This is a genomic window from Gemmatimonadota bacterium, assembly GCA_016719105.1.
In the GTDB taxonomy this organism is placed as follows: Bacteria; Gemmatimonadota; Gemmatimonadetes; order Gemmatimonadales; family Gemmatimonadaceae; genus SCN-70-22.
The window spans coordinates 100,812-119,424 of record JADKAQ010000022.1 but is presented as its reverse complement, the minus strand read 5'-3'; the positions used below and the strand labels follow the sequence as shown (position 1 = coordinate 119,424).

9 protein-coding genes are annotated in these 18,613 nt (G+C 69.0%); 5 read left to right on the top strand and 4 right to left on the bottom strand.

What is annotated here, in order from left to right:
• Positions 1 to 111 precede the first annotated feature (111 nt).
• A complete protein-coding gene (locus IPN47_20220; protein MBK9410327.1) occupies positions 112 to 3,093 on the bottom strand; it encodes a hypothetical protein in 2,982 nt (993 codons plus the stop codon).
• Positions 3,094 to 3,398: 305 nt separating this feature from the next.
• On the bottom strand, positions 3,399 to 6,728 hold the full coding sequence (locus IPN47_20215) for a PD40 domain-containing protein (GenBank protein MBK9410326.1): 3,330 nt from the start codon (positions 6,726 to 6,728) through the stop codon (positions 3,399 to 3,401).
• Positions 6,729 to 7,252: 524 nt separating this feature from the next.
• Here IPN47_20215 and IPN47_20210 point away from each other — a divergent pair.
• Positions 7,253 to 8,953, top strand: a complete 1,701-nt coding sequence (locus tag IPN47_20210; protein ID MBK9410325.1) for an amidohydrolase family protein — start codon at positions 7,253 to 7,255, stop codon at positions 8,951 to 8,953.
• A 106-nt stretch (positions 8,954 to 9,059) separates the two neighbouring features.
• Positions 9,060 to 10,973 (top strand): erythromycin esterase family protein, encoded by a 1,914-nt coding sequence (locus tag IPN47_20205; protein MBK9410324.1) that lies wholly within the window; start codon positions 9,060 to 9,062, stop codon positions 10,971 to 10,973.
• A 59-nt stretch (positions 10,974 to 11,032) separates the two neighbouring features.
• Here the strand turns inward: IPN47_20205 and IPN47_20200 are convergent, their stop codons facing one another.
• Positions 11,033 to 11,536 carry a hypothetical protein gene (locus IPN47_20200; protein ID MBK9410323.1) on the bottom strand — a complete coding sequence of 168 codons (504 nt, stop codon included), beginning with the start codon at positions 11,534 to 11,536 and terminating at the stop codon, positions 11,033 to 11,035.
• A 736-nt stretch (positions 11,537 to 12,272) separates the two neighbouring features.
• Between IPN47_20200 and IPN47_20195 the strand changes: the two genes are divergently transcribed.
• The gene (locus IPN47_20195; GenBank protein MBK9410322.1) at positions 12,273 to 12,668 is read left to right on the top strand and encodes a hypothetical protein; all 396 of its coding nucleotides are present in this window, start codon (positions 12,273 to 12,275) and stop codon (positions 12,666 to 12,668) included.
• Positions 12,669 to 12,786: 118 nt separating this feature from the next.
• Here the strand turns inward: IPN47_20195 and IPN47_20190 are convergent, their stop codons facing one another.
• On the bottom strand, positions 12,787 to 13,947 hold the full coding sequence (locus IPN47_20190) for a carboxypeptidase regulatory-like domain-containing protein (GenBank protein ID MBK9410321.1): 1,161 nt from the start codon (positions 13,945 to 13,947) through the stop codon (positions 12,787 to 12,789).
• Between the two features lie 837 nt (positions 13,948 to 14,784).
• On the opposite strand from IPN47_20190, the gene IPN47_20185 reads away from it, so the two are divergent.
• Positions 14,785 to 15,192 carry a hypothetical protein gene (locus IPN47_20185; protein MBK9410320.1) on the top strand — a complete coding sequence of 136 codons (408 nt, stop codon included), beginning with the start codon at positions 14,785 to 14,787 and terminating at the stop codon, positions 15,190 to 15,192.
• A gap of 277 nt (positions 15,193 to 15,469) precedes the next feature.
• Positions 15,470 to 18,613 (top strand): glycoside hydrolase, encoded by a 3,144-nt coding sequence (locus IPN47_20180; GenBank protein MBK9410319.1) that lies wholly within the window; start codon positions 15,470 to 15,472, stop codon positions 18,611 to 18,613.

The following is an 18,613-nucleotide window of genomic DNA, read 5'->3' as shown; positions in this document are numbered from 1 at the left end:
GTGGGGAGGGAGGTGGCGAGAATGTACGCGCGGAGTTGGAGGGCGCGAGGGCGCCCCCGGTCGACACCGGGTCGGCGACCGTACGTGCGACCGTATGTGCGGCGGCGGCGGCTAGAACACCAGCTTGAACCAGTGCGACAGCGCCCGCTTCATCGCCCCCTGCCGCGGCAGGTGCGCTTCGATCTCCCGCGGGTCGTCGATCCAGATGCTTTGCCCCACCAGCGTGAGGAAGTCGAGGTACGCGATCACGCTGGGCCAGCGCGAAATGAGGAGCGCGTCCTCGCCGTCGAGCGTGAGGCTGCGGTCGTTCTGGTTGGCGGAGCCGACGAAGGTGAAGAAGACGACACGTTCCTTGTCCGGCAGCGCCAGCTCGTCGTACCATCGTTGCAGCGCCTCACCGCCGATGTCGCCCTGGGCCTGGGCTTCTGCCGCGAGGGCGCTGACGGCGGCCGGGCGTCGTTGCACCTGCGCCTGCCGCAGCCGGGCAAACTCGGTCATCATGGCGGCCCACTCCGGGCGCGACATGAAGCGCCACGCCTCGCGCGAGGCGAAGAAGTTGGCCTTGAGGTGCAAGAGCGAGTAGCCGTTCGACTCGAAGTCGTTCGTGCTGTCGCGCGCCGGCGCGGCAATGCTCAGCGTGGTGGCAATGCGTTCGAGCTCGGGGTAGACCTCGGGAGCAAAGCCGAACAGCTCGCGCAACCATGGGTTGGCCGCCATCGTCTCCTTCACCGCCTTGGCCTTGCCGGCGATGTCGGTCACGCGCACGGTGGACGAGAAGAGGCCGACCTTGAGCATCCCCCCCTGGGCGGCGATTTCCGGGGCGAGGGCATTCGCGGCGCTCGACAGGCGCCAGAGCATCTCGCGCGAACGCACCATCGAGCCGAAGGCGCGGGCGGGGGCGCTGGCGAGCGCGGGGGCGATGACCAGGACGCGCACGCCACGCAGCGCACACCCCAGCAGCGCCGAGCCCCAGAAGGTCCCGTTCCAGAGCGAGTCGGGGATCTTGATGACCGACCCCGCGGGCATGAGCGTGTAGAGCACCGCCTTGGCGACGTTGACGTGCTTGGCGTCGAAGCCCGTGCCGTTGTGCAGCTGCATGGCGCGCAGCGAACGCGGGTTGCTGCTGGCGGACTGCGCGACGCGCGCGTCGTAGTCGGGGGCGCGCGGCCTGGGTTGCAGCACCGCCGTGATGCGGCCGTTCGAGATCCCCTGCTTGAGCAGGATCTCGCGCGCCGCCGCCTTGAGGCCCAGCACCGCGGGGCCGCGCACGAGGAGCGAGCGATCCTCCCACGACAGGTTGGCGTAGTGCTCCCCCACGCCGGCGCCGGTGAAGATCGCCTCGCCCCGGTAGGGATCCTCCTCGGAGATGTCGTAGAAGACGATCTTCCGGTGGTCGCGCATCCACGCATCGGGCATGGGGAAGTACGACGCCACGCGCCAGCTCCAGTAGCTCGGGTCGGCCGAGTTGGTGACGTTGACGTGGACCTTCACCAGGTTGCGCAGCCACCCTTCCCCGTACTGCCGGCGTTGCACCGTGAGCAGTGCCGAGGCGTCGATGGCGGCCCGCAACGAGTCCTGCGCCAGCCGCAACGAGTCTTCCCACGCCGCAAAGAGCCTCGGCAGGTGCACGTCGTGCCGGGTGGGATCCTCGAGCAGGTCCATCCACAACCGCGCACGGTTCACGTCGTAGAACCATTCGTCGATGAGGATCATGTAGACCGGGAAGCGCCCCGTGCTGTCGTACGCCTTCACGCGCGCCGTGAGCGCCGCGAAGTACGAGCGCAGCACGTGCGCGTAGCTCATCTGGTCGGGATCGCCCTTCGCATCGAAGCCGCGGAAGTCATGCGTGAGCAGGACGTGATAGTCCTTCGCCTCGCGGATGGTACGGTTGAGCTGCCACTGGAACTCCTCGTTGATGATGTACGAGGCGGAGTTCCCTTCGGTGAACTGCTCGTTGCTGGCCTCGGCCACGAGGGCGTCGAGCTCGGCCTGGCTGTCGTACTGCCCGGGGAGGAGCGCCAGCTGCAACGGCAACCAGACGAACCGCGACTCGCGCCAGTCGCGCCGCGCGCCCTGTCGCACCAGTTCGGCCAGCTCCAGGTATTCGGTGAAGACGGCGAGCGCCGCTTCGGCCTGCGGGCGCGAGACCTTGGCCCCCACCAGCAACCAGCGCAGGAAGTTGCCGCGTGCGAGGACGGCGAACTGGCGCGTGGTGTCTTCCTCCTTGATCTGCCCGAGAAGGCGGTCGTATGGGAGGAGGACCTCGCGCAGCATGATCGAACGCGCCTCGTCGCCCACGGTACGTCCGAGCGGCGACGCCCCCGGGTTGGACGAATCCCCCGGGGTGAGGGCCAGGGTGAAGGCGCGGTCGAGCGCCTGGTGCAGGCGCTGCGATTCGCCGTCGACCGTGCGCGCGGGACCGGCGTTCGCGCCCGCCTGGGTTCCGGCGATGAAGCGCTTGAGCGTATCGAGCCGCGCGAGGATCGCCCCTTCGCTCTCCGCGCCACCACCGCCGCGGTGGTCGAGCCACGGCACCGTCAGTCGGCCGATGGCCAGTGAGGCATCGCGCGCGGTGACAAGCAGTGCGGCGATTTCGCTCGGGGCGTTCGGCAGCGGGGCGCTGGGGGGACGGCGCGCCTTGAGGCGCACCCGGTCACGCGTGGGACGATTGGAGCCGAGCGGGATGCGGCGAAAGACCGGCTTCTCCACGCCGATCATGAGCGCGCGCGTGGGGCCGGTGATGACGTCGAACCGCACCACACTGGCGTCGTGATTCAACCCCCCGCGCCGGATGGGGTGAACGTACGTGAAGATCGGGCGGAGCCGGTTCCCCGTCGCGTTGTAGTCGACGCCTAACGCGATGCCGGTGATGGGGGAGACGAAGCGAAGGCGAAGGCCGCCGTTGTGGATGGTGTCGAAGGCCCCGTCGTACGCCTCGAGCTGCAACCCGCCGGCGCCGAGCACCGGATTGAGCAGTTCGTGGTACACGCCGGCGCGTCCCTCGGCGAGGCCGGAGCCGTAACCATCGCGGCGCCCGATCCCCGTCGACACGCCAAAGGTCCACGACCAGTGCCCCGGCTGCCCCAGCGACACGGTCTCCCCTCCTTCCGCCGGGAGACGTTGCTGCGCCGGGACCGCGTGTCCCGCGGTCGCGAGAAGCGCACCTGCAACTGCCCAAGCCCACCACCCGCTGCGCACCATGTGAGTCCGATGGTTGCAGTCCACCCTGTCGGCGACAGCCCCTGCATGCGGAGCGAATCTACCGTTGGCGAGCGCTTCGTCCACCAGCGCGCGGTGATGGCGCCCCCTCCCCGAGACGACGGCGCCACCGTGCAGCGGCCTCTGCCACGGACGTCGACGTCCGCGTGCAGCTGTCCGAATCGCTCGCCCGCGGCTCGCTACTTCCGCTCCAGCGGCACGGTGCCCCCCTTCAGCGCATCGGGCTGCAACCAGTACATCGGCCCGTACTTTCGTGCGCGCGGCCAGAGCTCGTCGAGCGTGTCGTCGTCGTAGACCACCCCGCCCTTCACCACGTACTGGATGTCGGTGGTGGCGCGGATGTTCTCCAGCGGGTTGCGGTTGAGGATCATGAAGTCGGCGAGCTTGCCCACCTCGAGCGACCCGAGGTCCCGCTCACGGCCGATGAAGCGTGCGCCGTGCAGCGAGGCGACTTCCAGCGCCCCCATGTTCCCGGTCGCGGCGGCGGCCATCCACACCTCCCAGTGCGAGCCGAGGCCGTTGTGCTGCCCGTGCGCGCCGATGGCGCCAAAGCCACCAGCCGCAATCATGTCGGCCATCCCCTGCGCAATCCAGGCGTAGGAATAGTCGGTCGCGGGGCGCTTCATCACGCGACGTCCCTGCGGGATGTACTGGACCCACGGCATCCAGCGACGCGTCTTGGCGTCCTTCCACGTCTCGCTCTCCTGGTACCAGTACTCCTCGTTCCACGGGCCGGGGCCGCCGACCATGAAGGTGGGGGAGTAGGTCGCCTGCGCCTTCCCGAAGAACGTCGTCACGTCGGAGTAGAGCGGCGTGTACGAGAGGGGGTGCTCGAAGCCGGTGTGCCCGTCCATGATCATGCCTAACGTGTACTCCAGGTCACCGTTCTCCGAGGTCACCTGGATCTGGTGCTTGCGCGCCGCTTCCATGACCCACTGGCGCTGGTCGCGGCGCGGCTGCTGGTACTGCTTGAGCGAGACCGCCCCCCACTGCTTGAGCTTCACGATCCCCGCCTCGGCGAGTTCCGGCGTGGCGAAGTTCTCCTGGCGCGAGCCGTCGCCGGCGTAGAGCGGATCGCCGGTGGTGAAGACGCGTGAGCCGACGATCGTCCCCGCCTCGACCATCTCCGCGGTGGGAAAGAGGTTCTGCGACCACATCGACGGGTCCATCGTGGAGGTGATCCCGTACGAGAGGAAGATCGAGCCCTCGTAGTTGTGCTGGGGGATGATCCCGCGATGCTCGCGATAGTTGTGCGCGTGCACGTCGATGAAGCCGGGGATGATCGTCTTGCCGCTGGCGTTGAAGACACGCGCGCCGGCCGGGACGCTGCAGCGCCCCACGCAGGCGATGCGGTTGCCGCGCACGACCAGCGTCCCGTTCACCACGGCGCGCTTGTTGAGCGTCACCAGTCGGGCGTTGGTGAAGGCGACCGTCCCCGCGGGAACGTCCTTCGGGATGTTGAGGGCGATGCGCGTGGTGTCGGCGCGCTTCGAGGCCGGGCGATACGAGAAGAAGCGGTCCGCGCTGCCGTAGTCGAGCGTGGAGTCGTTGCGCCACGTCGGGAAGAGACCACCGGTGCTCGTCAGGCGGGTGGCGGGGAGCTTGGGACGGTTGCGATCGATGCGAATGGGGGTGCCGCCGCTCCCCCCCGCGACAAACGGCGTGACCCAGACGTTATCGCTCTCCTGGAAGGCGAGCCACTTGCCGTCGGGGCTGACCATGGCTTCGTCGGCCAGCGGAAACGACACATGCGCGCGCCGGTCGCTGCCATCGGGGCGGACCGAGTACAGCGTGCTCTCGGTGCTGGGCCCGGTACTGAACAGCTGCAGGTAGAAGATCCGTCCATCGGGGCCGTACGCCGGACGAACGATCTGGTTGCGGATGGAGTTGAAGGCGCTCCCCGCGCTCGCGTCGCCATTGTTGGTCACGCGGGTGACGAACTGCGCCTCCCCGCCAGACGCAACGCCGGCACTGCTGACGCGCACCACGTCCCAGTACTGGTTCCAGACGACGCCACGCCCGTGCCGCGATTCTCCTGCCCCGCGCGCCAGCACGATCTCGCGGCCGTCGGCGCTCCACGACGGATGGATATACTCCCCCGCCTCACGCGTGAGTCGCTCGGGAGTCCCGCCAGCCGCACGCACCTTCCACAGGTGCGCGCTCACCGTATCGTCCCAGCTGGTGAAGGCGAGCCACTGGCCATCGGGGCTCCACGCCGGGGCATACTCGAACGGGGTGAACGCGTCGGTGGTCACACGCTTGGGCGTCCCCTGTGGCAGGTCCATGACCCAGACGCGCCCCACGGCCTGGAAGGCGAGACGCTTGCCATCGGGCGATGCGCTGGCCCACCGCGTGAAACGCACGGGGAAGGACGCGCTCGTGTCCTGCACCTGGAAGTTGGCGAGCTGCGAGATCGTCCGCTTCACGCGCGCCGTGAATGGAATCGTGGTGACGACACCACTGGCCACGTCGAGCCGGCGGAGCTTTCCGCCCTGCGTGAGGTAGATCGCCTTGCCGTCCCGGCTCCAGGAGTACCCGGGGAAGGGACGCAGCACCTTGCCCCCCTCGAAGATGTCCTGCTCGACCGGATCCATGACGAGGCGCTCGTGCCCGGTCTCGAGGTTGCGCAACCAGAGCGCCGAGCGCGGGCCAAAGGTGTGCCCCTTCCAGGAGATGGTGCCGTCGGGGATGCGGCGCACGAAGGCGAGCCACTTGCCGTCGGGCGAGACTTCTGGCGCCCCCATGCCGCCCGACGAGGCCTGCACCTGCTGTTGCTGCTCGCCATAGGAGACCGCCGAGATGTCACCCGTGCGGATCTCCATCCGGCGGACCTGCGCCGAGCCGGAGAGGAAGTCGCCGCGCCCACCGTAACCCGCGAGCTGGGAACCCTGGTTGGTGACCTGGAAGTAGAGGTACTTCCCGTCGCGCGAGAGCGAGGGCCACGACGCCGGCTGCTTGCTCCCGGGGAGGAGTTCGACGCCGGCGCCGCCGTCCTTGTGGTACATCCAGATCCCGCCGCCACCCGGGGCGCCAGCGTTAGGCAGCTGGCTGCGCTGCACGACGATGTAGTCGCCGTCGGCGCTCCACGCGGGGGTCACGGCACGCACGTACAGGTCGGTGAAGATGGGGCGCGGGTTGCTCCCGTCGGCGTTCATCACCCACAGGTTGTTCTGTCCCCGCCGGTCGCTGATGAAGGCGATGAGCTTTCCGTCGGGAGAGATGCGCGGGTGCGTATTGATGGCGATCCCGCTCGCTTGCGTCAGGGCGACCGCCTCACCGCCGCTGGCCGGCATTCGATAGATGTGGCCGAGCAGATCGAAGACGAGCCACTGGCCATCGGGCGAGACGTCGACCGACATCCAAGTCCCTTCGGTGGTGGTGAAGTCGATCTCGCGGGTCGTGCCGCGCGGCTGCGTGACGTCCCACGTCGCGGGCTGCTGGGCGAACGAGGGCGAGGCGGCGAGGGTCGCCACGAGGGCGAGCGAGGCGTGGCGGGCGAACGATCGCATGGCGCAGTTCCAGTGAGGTGTCAGAAGCCCAAGACAATACCGCCCGTCTTCCCGATGCGTAATGCCACCCGCGCGCACTCCCCCGGCCCCGCACACGGTAACCCCCGTGATACCTCCGTGAACCTCCGTGTCTTGCTGTCTGAAAGCCTGACACGGAGGTTCACGGAGGGGACACGGGGGTTCACGGAGGAGAACCCAAGCCGCGCGCTGGCGGCGGACCGGGCTTCAGCGCCCGATGCGATGGTCTTCCGAGTGTCGACGTTAGGCAGCGGGCACCCGGCGAATGCCACCACGCAGGAGTTTGTCACGTGCCGCAGCCCTCGCGAGCACGCGAGCGACGATGGGGACGGGCGGGGGGCCATATGGGGTACTCGTGCGGTCACAGGCTGCCCGCCACGCGGGAGCGCTCGGCACCCCCGCACCGTCGCGCCGTGAAGGTGCAGAGGGATGGAGGACGTGCGCGGGGCGGCGATCAGACGTAGGATGGAGCGGTCGCGCCACCACTCCTCCGGACTCGTGCTCTCATGTCGCACCCCCGTTCGCTCGTTGCCAAGGCTCCACTCGCGTCGCCGATGACGCCGCGGTCGATGACCTGGGCCACCGCCATCGCCGCTGCAACGATCGCCACCGCGATGGCCGTCGCCCCCGCGCTGGCACAGGGGCGCGAGAACATCCTCGTCCCCAACAACGGACCGGGCACCCTCCCACTCGGCACCACCCGCGGCGTGCGCGGCAACCGGGTCGTCATCCGCAACGCGACGATCGTGAGCGGGCGCGGGTCGCCGGGGACCAACCGCGGAATGCCCCCGGAAGGGCCCGTCGACATCATCATCGAGAACGGCATCATCACCGACGTCGTGCTCCAGGACGCGGTCAACGCCGCCGGCTATGGCCCCAACTACCAGCGCCCCACCGGCGACGTGGTCATCGACGCCAAAGGGAAGTACGTCATTCCCGGGCTCGTGGAGATGCATGCGCACCTCCCTCCCCTCCGTTCGGACCTGGGGCCGCAGGGGCTCGCCTACGCATATCGCCTGTACCTCGGGCACGGGATCACCACGGTGCGCGACGCCGGCACCGGGGGCGGGCTCAAGCTGATGGCCGACCACCGCGCGCAGAGCGCCGCCCACGCCATGGTGGCCCCACGCCTCGTCCTCTGCCAGCGATGGCCGCTCCCGCTGCGCCGCTGGGACATCGGCAACACCCCCGACAAGGCCCGGGCGATGGTGCGGGAATTCAAGACGTTAGGCGCCGACTGCATCAAGATCTCCAAGAGCCCGGGACACTACCCCGACGTCATGGAGGCCGCGGTCGATGAGGGGAAGAAGCTCGGACTCCCCACCATGGTGGACCTCAAGGTGTCGGAGAGCGATGCCCTCGTCGCCTCCAACGCCGGCGTGCGCTCCATCGAGCACTGGTACGGGATCCCCGATGCCGCGCTCAAGGGGTCGCAGAACTTCCCCGCCGACTACAACTACTGGGACGAGCTCGATCGCTTCCGCTTTGCCGGCAACCTGTGGGCCGAGGCCGACAAGGAACCCGAACGGATCTCCAAGGTCATCGACCAGATGATCAAGAACGGGACCAACTGGGACCCGACGATGGCCACGTACGAGGACAACCGCGACATCTGGCGCAAGCTGGGGATGCCGGTGCGCGAGACGCTCGTGCACCCAAGTGAAGTCGCCGCCGGCCCGGATTCGTCCATCCACGGTGCCTTCAAGCGCGAGTGGTCGACCGCCGACGAGATCAACTGGAAGAAGAACTTCACCATCTGGATGAAGTGGATCCGCGAGTATCACGCACGCGGCGGGCTCCTCACCGCCGGGAGCGACGAGCCCGGCATCGGCGGGATCGCCCTCATCCGCGAACTGGAGCTGCTGCAGGAGTCGGGGCTGCACCCCATCGACGTCATTCGCGTGGCCACCACCAACGCTACCAAGGCGTTAGGCATGGAGACGCTCTGCGGCATTCGCGTGGGCTGCGCCGCCGACCTCGCCGTGATCAATGGCAACCCGATCGAGAACTTCAAGGTGATGTACGGCCGCGGTTACGGCGTCTACGGCCTCGTCCCCCGCGACGAGCAGTGGAAGAGCGGCGGCGTGGCCTGGACCATCAAGGCCGGCGAGATCTTCGACGCACAGGCGCTGCTGCGTGAGGTGGAGTCGTACGTGGCGAGCGAGCGCGCGCGGATGAGTGGAGGCAAGGTCGTGCCGAACCCGTGAACCCGTGCCCGGGCGCGACCGCACCGAGCACCCGATGGGGGTGCTGCGTCGCAGGTCGCGCTCCGCGCAACGATTTCTGTCGACACGCTGTCCAATCCGGCACGTCATGCCGCCTCCCCGACTCGCCGCACGGATTCGCTGTTTCGCCTACGCCGCGCTGGCCATCGCTCCCCTCGTGGGCGTGCGTGGCACGGTGGCGCACGCCCAGCAACCCCTCAACCTCGGCTTCGACCGACCCAGCGTCGCCTACGCCGATCGCCCGTGGGGGTGGTCGTTAGGTTGGTCGGCGTTCGCCCCGGGCGCTCCGGCGAGCTTCACGCTCGACTCGACGGTCCGCGCGGAAGGGCGCTTCAGCCTGCGGGTGGTGGCGGCCGACACGGGCGCGCTGGCGCCACCCCGCATGCTGATGTTGCAGCTCCCCGCCGAGGTCACGCGCGGCCGGGCGTTGCGACTGCGTGGGAGTGTGCGCGCGCAAGGGCTGCGCGGAGCGGCCTCGGTGCATCTCGAGGCGTGGGGTGATCGCGTCGTTCCGGCCGGCGACTCCATGGTGCTGCACGACGCGGCCGTCGACTCGGGTTGGCGATCGTTCGACCTCGCCGTGCGTGTCCCCGACGACGCGACGATCCACTCGATCGTCCTCATGGTTGGGGTACGCGGGAGCGGGACCGCCTGGTTCGACGCCATCACCCTCGATCTCGACGGCCTCCGGATCACCGAGCTGCCAGGCCACACCGCCGCGGTCACCGCTGCGCAGCGCGCCTGGTTGGCGCGGCGCACGGCCCCGATCTCCACGCTCAGCCCCATCTCCAGGGACCGCCACGCCGGGCGCCGGGTCGCCGCGCTCGACCCCGATCTTGCGCTCGTCTCCCGAATCGTGGGCAACGCGCGGCTCGTCGGGCTTGGTGAGTCGACACACGGGACGCGAGAGTTCTTTGTCGCCAAGCATCGACTCCTGGCGCACCTCGCGCGTGACATGGGCTTCGACGTCTTTGCCATCGAGGCCAACCAACTGGCGGTCGAGACGCTCAACGCCTTCGTGCTGGGGGGACCCGGCACGGCGCGCGATGCCATGCGGGTCCTGTTCCGAGTCTGGAATACGGAGGAGATGCTGGGACTGGTGGAGTGGATGCGCGCCCACAACGACGCGAATCCTCAGCGCCGCGTGCGCTTCATCGGATACGACATGCAGGACCATTGGACCCCGGGCGACTCGCTGGACGCGTTCGCCCGCCGCGTGGCGCCGGCATGGGAGGGACGCGTGCGTGCACTCACGAGCGCCTACCGCGCACAGCCGTCGTTCGTGATGCCTAACGCCCCAGACTCGGCGCGCGCGGCGTGGCTCGCCGCTGCGGACTCGCTGTGGCAGGAGGCATCGGCACGGCGCGCGGGATGGCTGTCGGTCGCGCGCTCGCATCGCGACACCATCGCGGTGGAGTGGGCCGTGCATTCGGCCGACCTCCTGCGGCAGGCCGCGTCGCTCAACCGATCGCTCAACTCCCCGGACCGCGACTCGCTCATGGCGGCCAACCTCGACTGGGCGATGCGCACCCTCTACCCCACGTCACGCGCGGTGGTCTGGGCGCACGACGTGCACGTGAGCCATGGTGGCGATCGCCGCCGCTCGTTCAATGCCGGGGCGCAGATGGGCGCGCACCTCAAGCGCACCTATGGCTACGACTATCGCGCCTTTTCGTTTCTCACGCGCGCCGGTGCGTACCGGGCCACGCGCGGCCTCGCCGACCATGAGATGATTGCCGCCGCTGCCTATCCGGCGCCGCCGGGGAGCGTCGAGGCGTTGCTGGCGACGCTCCCCCGCGCGCGGGGGAGCGTCGGGCTCGTGGCCGACGTGCGTGTCCCGGAGCACGACCAGCGTGGCAGCTGGCTCTGGCAACCGCGCCCCATTCGCCACATCGGCTACGCGGCGTACGACTACGGATTCGAGATCCGCGCGGTGATGCCGCTGGAGTTCGACGGTGTCGTCTTCGTCGAGCGCACCAGCGCTGCACGGCCGCTGCGTTAGGCGACCCGCTCACGGCCGGGGCCGCCGAACGGGCGCCCCGTTGACGCGACGCAGGAGCGTCAGATCGGTGGCGGCTCCATCCCCATCTTGGCCCAGTCCTCCTTCGCCGGGCCGTACACGCCATGGACGGGGAGGCCGGCAATACGCATGAGGACGGTGAGCTGACCACGATGATGGATCTGATGCGCCACCAGCGCCTGCAACGTCATGGCGCGCGACCACTGCTCCCCGTACATGTTGTCCATCTGCTGCAGACTCGCGTCATTCCACTGCGCGCGGAGTTGCTCCGGGAGCGCCGCGGCGGCGGTGCGATAGCCGCTGGCGATGTCGGCAGCCTGAGCCGGAACGGCCTCGCGTTCGCCGGGCCCCGCCACCTGCAACCCCGTATGACCCATCATCTCGGGAATGGTCTGGGCAATGTGCCAGGCCAGGCGACCGATGGTGCGCCCGTCGGGGACGGCGGACGTCCCTAACGAGGCGTCGGTGAGCGTGTCGAGGATCTTCTGGGTGGTCTCGGCCTCGTAGGCCCAGTTCGCCAGGAAGCTGTCGATGGTCGTGTACATGCCTACGGTCCTCCTGCGGACGATGTCGGGGGCGTGACGGCGTGCTGACCTGCGCGGGGCAAGTGTACCGCAGGCCACTCAACGGGGGCAAGCCGGAACCTCCCGCAATCCCGCAACCGACCTCCAACGTGCCGAGTGCCTCGCCCTTGGGTGACGCGCGGCACCCCACGGGACCCGGGACGACCGTCAGCGGCATTGATCATCGGTGCGTCGTGCGGGATTCCCAGGCCCGGTCGCGCACGCCCGACATGACGCGCGTCGCCCGTCACTTGTCGGGGCGGCGTGGAACGTGCATTGGGAGGCATCCGGTTACACCGCGTGTTGCGGTGTTGCGATCGCAAGATCCCGGGTTCGATTGGCCGATGTTGTCACGAGACGTTGCAGCCGCATGCAGCGGGTCCCTCGATCCGTGTCACCCGCGTCATGCAGCGTTCATCTCGAGCGCTCGGTGAGGCGACGCGATATCACCGGCCACTGGTGACATCGGGACTGTACAGATCACCACCGCCTGCTGCAATTTCGTAGGGTCACACAATCTTCTCACACCGTCCGACGGTAGCGACGCTTGCATAACGACGATCTCCTCGGACATTCGACGCCCTCGCACGGCGCGGCCAACGGCCGGGCGAGCGAGAGCGCCAGCGTGGACGGCGCGCAGGGCGCCGGCCCGCCAAGTGGCCGCTCGCGCGACGGCACGTCCGGGCGCCGCCTGGCCGTCGTTTCATGCACGGGACCCATGCGCCCACAGCCGGCGCGGGCGCGCGATGTCTTCGAATCGCCGCTGTTCAAGGAACTGTGCACCTTTGCCGAGCGCGAGGCCGACATCTGGTTCCTGCTCTCGGCGGAGCATGGACTGCTCGATCCCGAGACCGTCATCACCCCCACCGCCAAGGGGATCAGCCGCAAGGAGTCGGCGGCGCGACGGGAATGGGCCAGGCTCGTGATCGAACAGCTCACCCCGCACCTCACCGGTGTCGAGCGAGTCCTGGTCCTCGCCAACGCCCGCGCGCGCGAGTTCCTGCTCGACTTCCTGTCGCGCGAGGGGCGCGAGGTCGAAGTCCCAATGGATGGTCTCTCACTGGGCGAGCAGCTGCAGTGGCTGCGCAAGCAGAACGGCGGAACGCCGCACTAGGCGCCTGCGGCAGCTCGTCGACCGCTCCGGAGGGACGCTGCGTGGTCGGCGCGTTGCGACGCGTCGTGCGAGAGCCGGTCGGCGCCCGTCGGGTCAGCTCCGTGGGCGTTCGCCCGCGTCAGCGCGGCGGCCGCGACTTCCGGTACTCGATCTCCAGCGAGCGCACCAACTGCACGACGTCGGGGAGCCCCCATTCGGCCCCCGCGTCGGGCTCGGCGCGCCACCACATTGCGAAGGTGCTTTCCGGGACGACGATGAGCGACGACGGCGAACGGAAGGTGGTGTACCCCTCGAACCGTCGCGGCCCGTCCTTCTGGTTGATCCGAAGGTGGAACTCGATGCGTCGCAGCAGGCTCGTGGACGAGTCCATCAGGGCGTCACCTCCCCAGTCGGACCCCTTGGCCGACGGGCTGGGGGCAAAGCGGAGCCGCACCTGCCGCAGCGAATCGCTCCCCTCCACCCGTGCGGTGGTGATGCAGTGATGATCCCAGAACGCGGGGTCGCCAAGGGTGGCCACGAAGAGGATGGGAACGCTGAAGCCCAGGGGATGAAGGGCGACGACTGCACCCGGGGTGTAGCGATCGCCCCAGCGTTCCGAGTCGCCGCGTTCGCGTGAGCGATTGGCGCGCGTCACCTGTCCCATGCGATTGCGCCTGACGGTGTTCCGTTCGATCTCGACGCGGAACGGATAGGCCTGGCGAAAGGTCTCGTAGCGCTCCGCCCCCTCGCGCAGCTGGTCGAGCGCCCACAAGGCGAGCGGCTTCACGTTGTCGTCGATCGGGGGGCAATCGCGTGCGGCGGTGGTGGAGACCGAGGGGAGGGCAAAGGGGATGCGCGCGAGGCGCACGACCACCGGCTCCTCCCCGCCGCCCGGGAGCGTCGCCCACTCGAGCGTCAGATCGAGATACGCGTAGCCCAGCTGGCGCACGCGCAGCAGGAGTTCGCCCTGCAGCGGGAGTCGCACGCGCGCCTCCCCGTTCTCACGCGTGAGGGCGCGCGCCCCGGTCCCCCGATCGATGACCTCGGCGTTGGCCAACGGCGACCCGTCGGCATCGGCGAGGACGCGGATGGTGACGAGGCGGTCCTGCGCCGCGCGGGCGGTAGGCGCTGGGGCGCGAGAGGACGCGGGCGGGGTGAAGGGGTCCGTGCGCGTCGGCGGCGCGGCGTGCGCGGGTTCCGCACGCGTGAATGGCGTGGCGCTCGGGCGCGCCTGGCCGAGGCTCAGCGCGATGGCGGGGAGCCCGGCACAACAGAGGGTGAGCAGCGAGCGGGGAGACACGAGCGGAAGGCGAGGACGCGTGGTGCGATCACGAGCCACGAACGGCACGCATGCTTGTAGCCAACGTCGGCGTCGAGCGGAAGGTGTCCGGGGCGCCGGCAGGGTGTGCCGCGCGGGTACGCCACGTGCCGGCGCGCCGTGTGCGGGGCCGATGTCGGGAATGGCGGGGAAGCTGCGCAGGGCGGCGTATGGGTTCGGGAGGAACTGGCCGGACACGTGCCGCCGGGCGACGTCACGCCGGGCGACGTCACGCCGGGCAACGTCACGCCGGGCTTGCCGCGCGTGGACTTGCCGGATCGCTCTGCTGCAGCTGTTTTCCGTTAGGTCCTGCCGAGCACGCGCGACCGCACACCTGCACACACGCACCTGCACACACGCACCTGCACACGCGCACCTGCACACGCGCACCTGCGTGCGTGCCGTGACGCGCGGGTGCCCCATCGGTCACGGGGGCGCGATTGGGCCCCCGGGCTGCCTGGGACAATTGACCCATTCCTTTACTGGACGCTCACGGGAGATTGACAAGATTCACAACGCGCGCCGTTGTACCACTCGTCAGGCGGCTTTCTGTCATGACAACTTGCTGGTGGCGCAGCGCGTCTCTAGTATCGAAATCACGGTGCATCGCATGGTGCGCCGGGTGATGCGTCGCATGATGCGTCACGCGAGCGTCCCGGTCACACGCGGTTGCGCGCCACGAGTTCCTGTCCCGTGCCTTCAGCACGGACACCGACCGCGTGCGTGCGCCTCGGGGGTCGTGAAACCCCGCAGTGCCCCACCGCGTAGGCCCGGATACGACTCGATTCGTTTTCCACATACATTCGCAGGAGCCTTGCCATGAGCCGCCGCATCATCCTCTCCGCCATCGCCGCTGTCGCCGCCATCGGGCTGTCCGCCACGACCGCCGCCGCGCAGCAGAGCCGCGTGATCACCAACCGTTCGCAGCGGGTCGTCGCTACGTACGACTTCAAGGGAACGCGCAAGGCGATCAACTTCCCGATGACGGTCACGGTCACCGACTCGGCCGGGACGCTCGTGGCCTCCACGGTCCTGCAGGGCGAGTCGATCCAGCGCCCGCTCACGGTCGCGGTCATCGAGTCCGATCTCGTGCTCCAGGGCGAGACGCCCGACGGCGTCCTCACCCTCGTCCTCGACAAGCAGGCCGACGGCACCACGCCCAAGGTCGCCGACGGGCGCTGGTCGCTCGGCCGGGAAGCGGGGAAGCTGCGCGTCGCCGCTCGTTAGGCCCTGCCGGACGGTCGCCCCTCCCGGGGGGGCGACCGTTCGCGCATTTGTCGCTTCTTTTCGGGGGGCGAGGGCGGCGTCGGGGGAATCGTCCTGTCGCAGCCGACGGCCGGGATGCATGTTCGGGGCTCACGTCCCCTTCGCCTTACCCGTCCCCGCCATGCGCCCTTCCCTCCTTCGCGCCGCCGTCGTGCGGTCTCCGCTCGCACTCGCCGCGCTCCTCGCCGTCGTTGCGCCTGCGGCCCCGCTCACCGCCCAGGACCTCTCCTTCCCCGAGATGCGCTGGCGCGAGATCGGCCCCACCCGCGCCGGACGCGCGCGCGCGGTCTCGGGCGTCGCCTCGCTCCCCAACACCTTCTACGCCGGCTTCGACAACGGCGGCGTGTGGCGGTCGACCGACTACGGCGCCAACTGGGTCCCGATCTTCGACGACCAACCCACCGGCTCGATCGGCGCCATCGCCGTCGCACCGACCAATCCCAATACGATCTATGTCGGAAGCGGTGCGGGGATCATCCGCCCCGACCTGGCCATCGGCGACGGGATGTACAAGTCGACCGACGCCGGCAAGACGTGGACGCATCTGGGGCTGCGCGAAAGCCAGATGATCGCCGCCATCGCCGTCGACCCGCGCAACGAGAACCGCCTCTTCGTCGCCGTGCTCGGTCACCCGTACGGCCCCAACCCCGAGCGCGGCGTCTTTCGCTCGACCGACGGCGGGCGCACGTTCGAGAAAGTCCTCTACAAGGACGAGTACACGAGCGCCAATGAGGTGCTCATCGACCCGAGCGACCCCAACACCATCTACGCCACCCTCTGGCAGCAGCAGCAGAGCTTCATAGAAGGGCAGGGGTTCGGCAACGCGGGAATGGGGATCTTCAAGTCGACCGACGGCGGCACGACCTGGACGCAGCTCTCCGACGGGCTCCCGCCGATCCTGCAGGCCAATATCGCCATCGCCCCCAGCGAGCCCGGGACGCTGTACGCCGTGGTGGCGCCCGGCACGGGGGCCATCGGCTTCTACAAGTCGACCGATGGCGGCGCGCACTGGTTCCAGCCCGTCCTCGGCGCCAACAAGGAAACGCCTAACGGCAAGCAGGACATGCGCCCGCTGGCACGCATCGGGGGGGGCGACCTTCCCACGCTGGCGATCGATCCCAAGGACCCGAAGGTCGTCTACAGTGCCTCGGTGGTCATGTGGCGCACCATGGACGGCGGGTTGACGTGGTCGGCGGTACGCGGTGCACCTGGCGGCGACGACTACCAGCGCATCTGGATCAACCCCAACGACCCGAAGATCATCGTCGCCGTCGCGGACCAGGGCGCCGTGGTTTCCGCCAATCGCGGCGCGTCATGGAGCAACTGGTACAACCAGAACACGGCCGCGATGTACCACGTCACCACCGACAATGCCTTCCCGTATCGCGTCTGCAGCGGGCAGCAGGACTCGGGGTCGGCGTGCGTGCAGAGCCGCTCGGACGATGGGCGCATCACCTTCCACGACTGGCATCCGGTCAACATCCAGGAGTACGGGATGGCGGCCCCCGATCCGAAGAACCCCGATATCGTCTTCGGGAGCCAGCGCTCCGGCGTCTCTCGCTATGATCGCCGCACCGCGCAAACCACGCAGGTGGGACCCGACGCGTCCGGGACGCTCCCCGGCGGCGGAGCGATGAATCGCAACGTGCGTACCATGCCGCTGCACTTCTCGCCCGTGGACAACCAGACGCTGTACTACGTCTCCAACGTCGTCTGGAAGAGCACCGACAAGGCGCACAGTTGGACGCGCGTCTCCCCCGACCTCACCCGCCAGACGTGGGACGTTCCGGCCAACGCCGGGAAGTACGCCGCCACCGTGAAGCCGGCGCCGATGGGGAGCATCACCGCGCTCTCACCGTCGCCGCGTTCGCTGTCGATCCTGTGGGCTGGCACCGACGACGGACACATCCAGGTGACAACCAATGGCGGGACCACGTGGAACAACGTGACACCGCCGTCGATCAAGCCGTGGACGCGAATCTTCAACATCGAGGCGGGGCACTTCGACAACCTCACGGCGTACGCGGCGGCCAACACGTTGCGCCTAGACGACATCAACCCGCACTTCTTCCGCACGCACGACGGCGGGAAGACGTGGACCGAGATCAACACGGGGATTGCGGGCGGCGCGGTCGCCAACGCCATTCGCGAAGATCCGCGGCAGAAGGGGCTGCTCTACGCCGCGACCGACCTGCAGGTATGGGTCTCGTTCGACGACGGCGACCACTGGCAGACGCTCAAGAACGGGATGCCCCCCATCTCGGTGCGCGACCTCCAGGTCAAGGACGACTCGACGTGCCACTGCGCCGACCTCATCGCCGGAACGCACGGGCGCGGCTTCTGGATCCTCGACAACGTGACGCCGCTCCGGCAGGCGGCGGCGGCGCGCTCGGCGCTCTCGTCAGGCAAGCCGTACCTCTTCAAGCCGGCCCCCGCCGTGCGCGTGCGCTTCGGCACCAACGAGCCCACGCCATGGCCCCCGGAGATGCCATCGGGGGAGAATCCGCCCCCGGGGGGGCTCATCGACTACTACCTGGCCAGCGACGCCAGCGGACCCGTGATGCTCGAGATCCTCAACGCCAAGGGGAAGGTCGTCCGCAGCTACTCCAGCACCGAGCCGGTCTTCGACCCCGATCCGGGGAAGGACATGGCGGCCTACGACAAGGTCTGCCAGAAGAACCCCACCGCCGCGTACTGCGGGCTCCCGCTGTATTGGCCCGCACCGCAGTACATCATCTCGACCAAGGCGGGGATGCATCGCTTCAGCTGGGACCTGCGCTTTGACCCCGTGTCGCCGCAGGACCTGATTCCGGCCGGTGATGAAGAAGCGACGGGAGCCGTCCCCGGGCGCACGTACCCCAACTACAACGTGCCGTGGGTTCCGCCCGGCACGTACACCGCGCGCCTCACGGTCAACGGGACGTCGCAGTCGCAACCCATCGAGGTCAAGCTCGATCCGCGCGTGAAGATCGCCCCGGTAGCCCTGGCGCAGCTCAATGCGCTGAGCGTGGAGATGTACGAGGGAGCCGTGGCCGCGCACCGGGCGTTCAACGAGGCCAAGGCGCTGGGTGCGAAGGTCGCCGCGCTCACCGGCGCCGACGCCGAGTCTGTGAAGGGGGAGCTGGAAGCGTTGGCCCCCACGGGGCTGAATCGCATGCGCATCGGAGGCTTCCGCCGGCGCGGCGCGGCGACGGCCACGCCCACGCTGGAGGCGGTGAGCAACGCGTTGCAGGCGGCCGCAATGGGGATGCAAGGGGCCGAGGTGGCACCGACGGCGGTGCAGGTGGCGGCGGCCGCCGCCGCACGCCGGCAGTACGTCACCACGATGGGGCGGTGGACCCTCGCCCGGACGAGGGCCAAGGCGTTAGGCGTGGAACGCTGA

What these genes read in the sequence shown, in the direction of transcription:
- IPN47_20215 (MBK9410326.1), bottom strand. Translation starts at nt 6,728, where the DNA reads ATGCGATCGTTCGCCCGCCACGCCTCGCTCGCCCTCGTGGCGACCCTC.
- IPN47_20210 (MBK9410325.1), top strand. Translation starts at nt 7,253, where the DNA reads ATGTCGCACCCCCGTTCGCTCGTTGCCAAGGCTCCACTCGCGTCGCCG.
- IPN47_20205 (MBK9410324.1), top strand. Translation starts at nt 9,060, where the DNA reads ATGCCGCCTCCCCGACTCGCCGCACGGATTCGCTGTTTCGCCTACGCC.
- IPN47_20200 (MBK9410323.1), bottom strand. Translation starts at nt 11,536, where the DNA reads ATGTACACGACCATCGACAGCTTCCTGGCGAACTGGGCCTACGAGGCC.
- IPN47_20195 (MBK9410322.1), top strand. Translation starts at nt 12,273, where the DNA reads ATGCGCCCACAGCCGGCGCGGGCGCGCGATGTCTTCGAATCGCCGCTG.
- IPN47_20185 (MBK9410320.1), top strand. Translation starts at nt 14,785, where the DNA reads ATGAGCCGCCGCATCATCCTCTCCGCCATCGCCGCTGTCGCCGCCATC.
- IPN47_20180 (MBK9410319.1), top strand. Translation starts at nt 15,470, where the DNA reads ATGCGCTGGCGCGAGATCGGCCCCACCCGCGCCGGACGCGCGCGCGCG.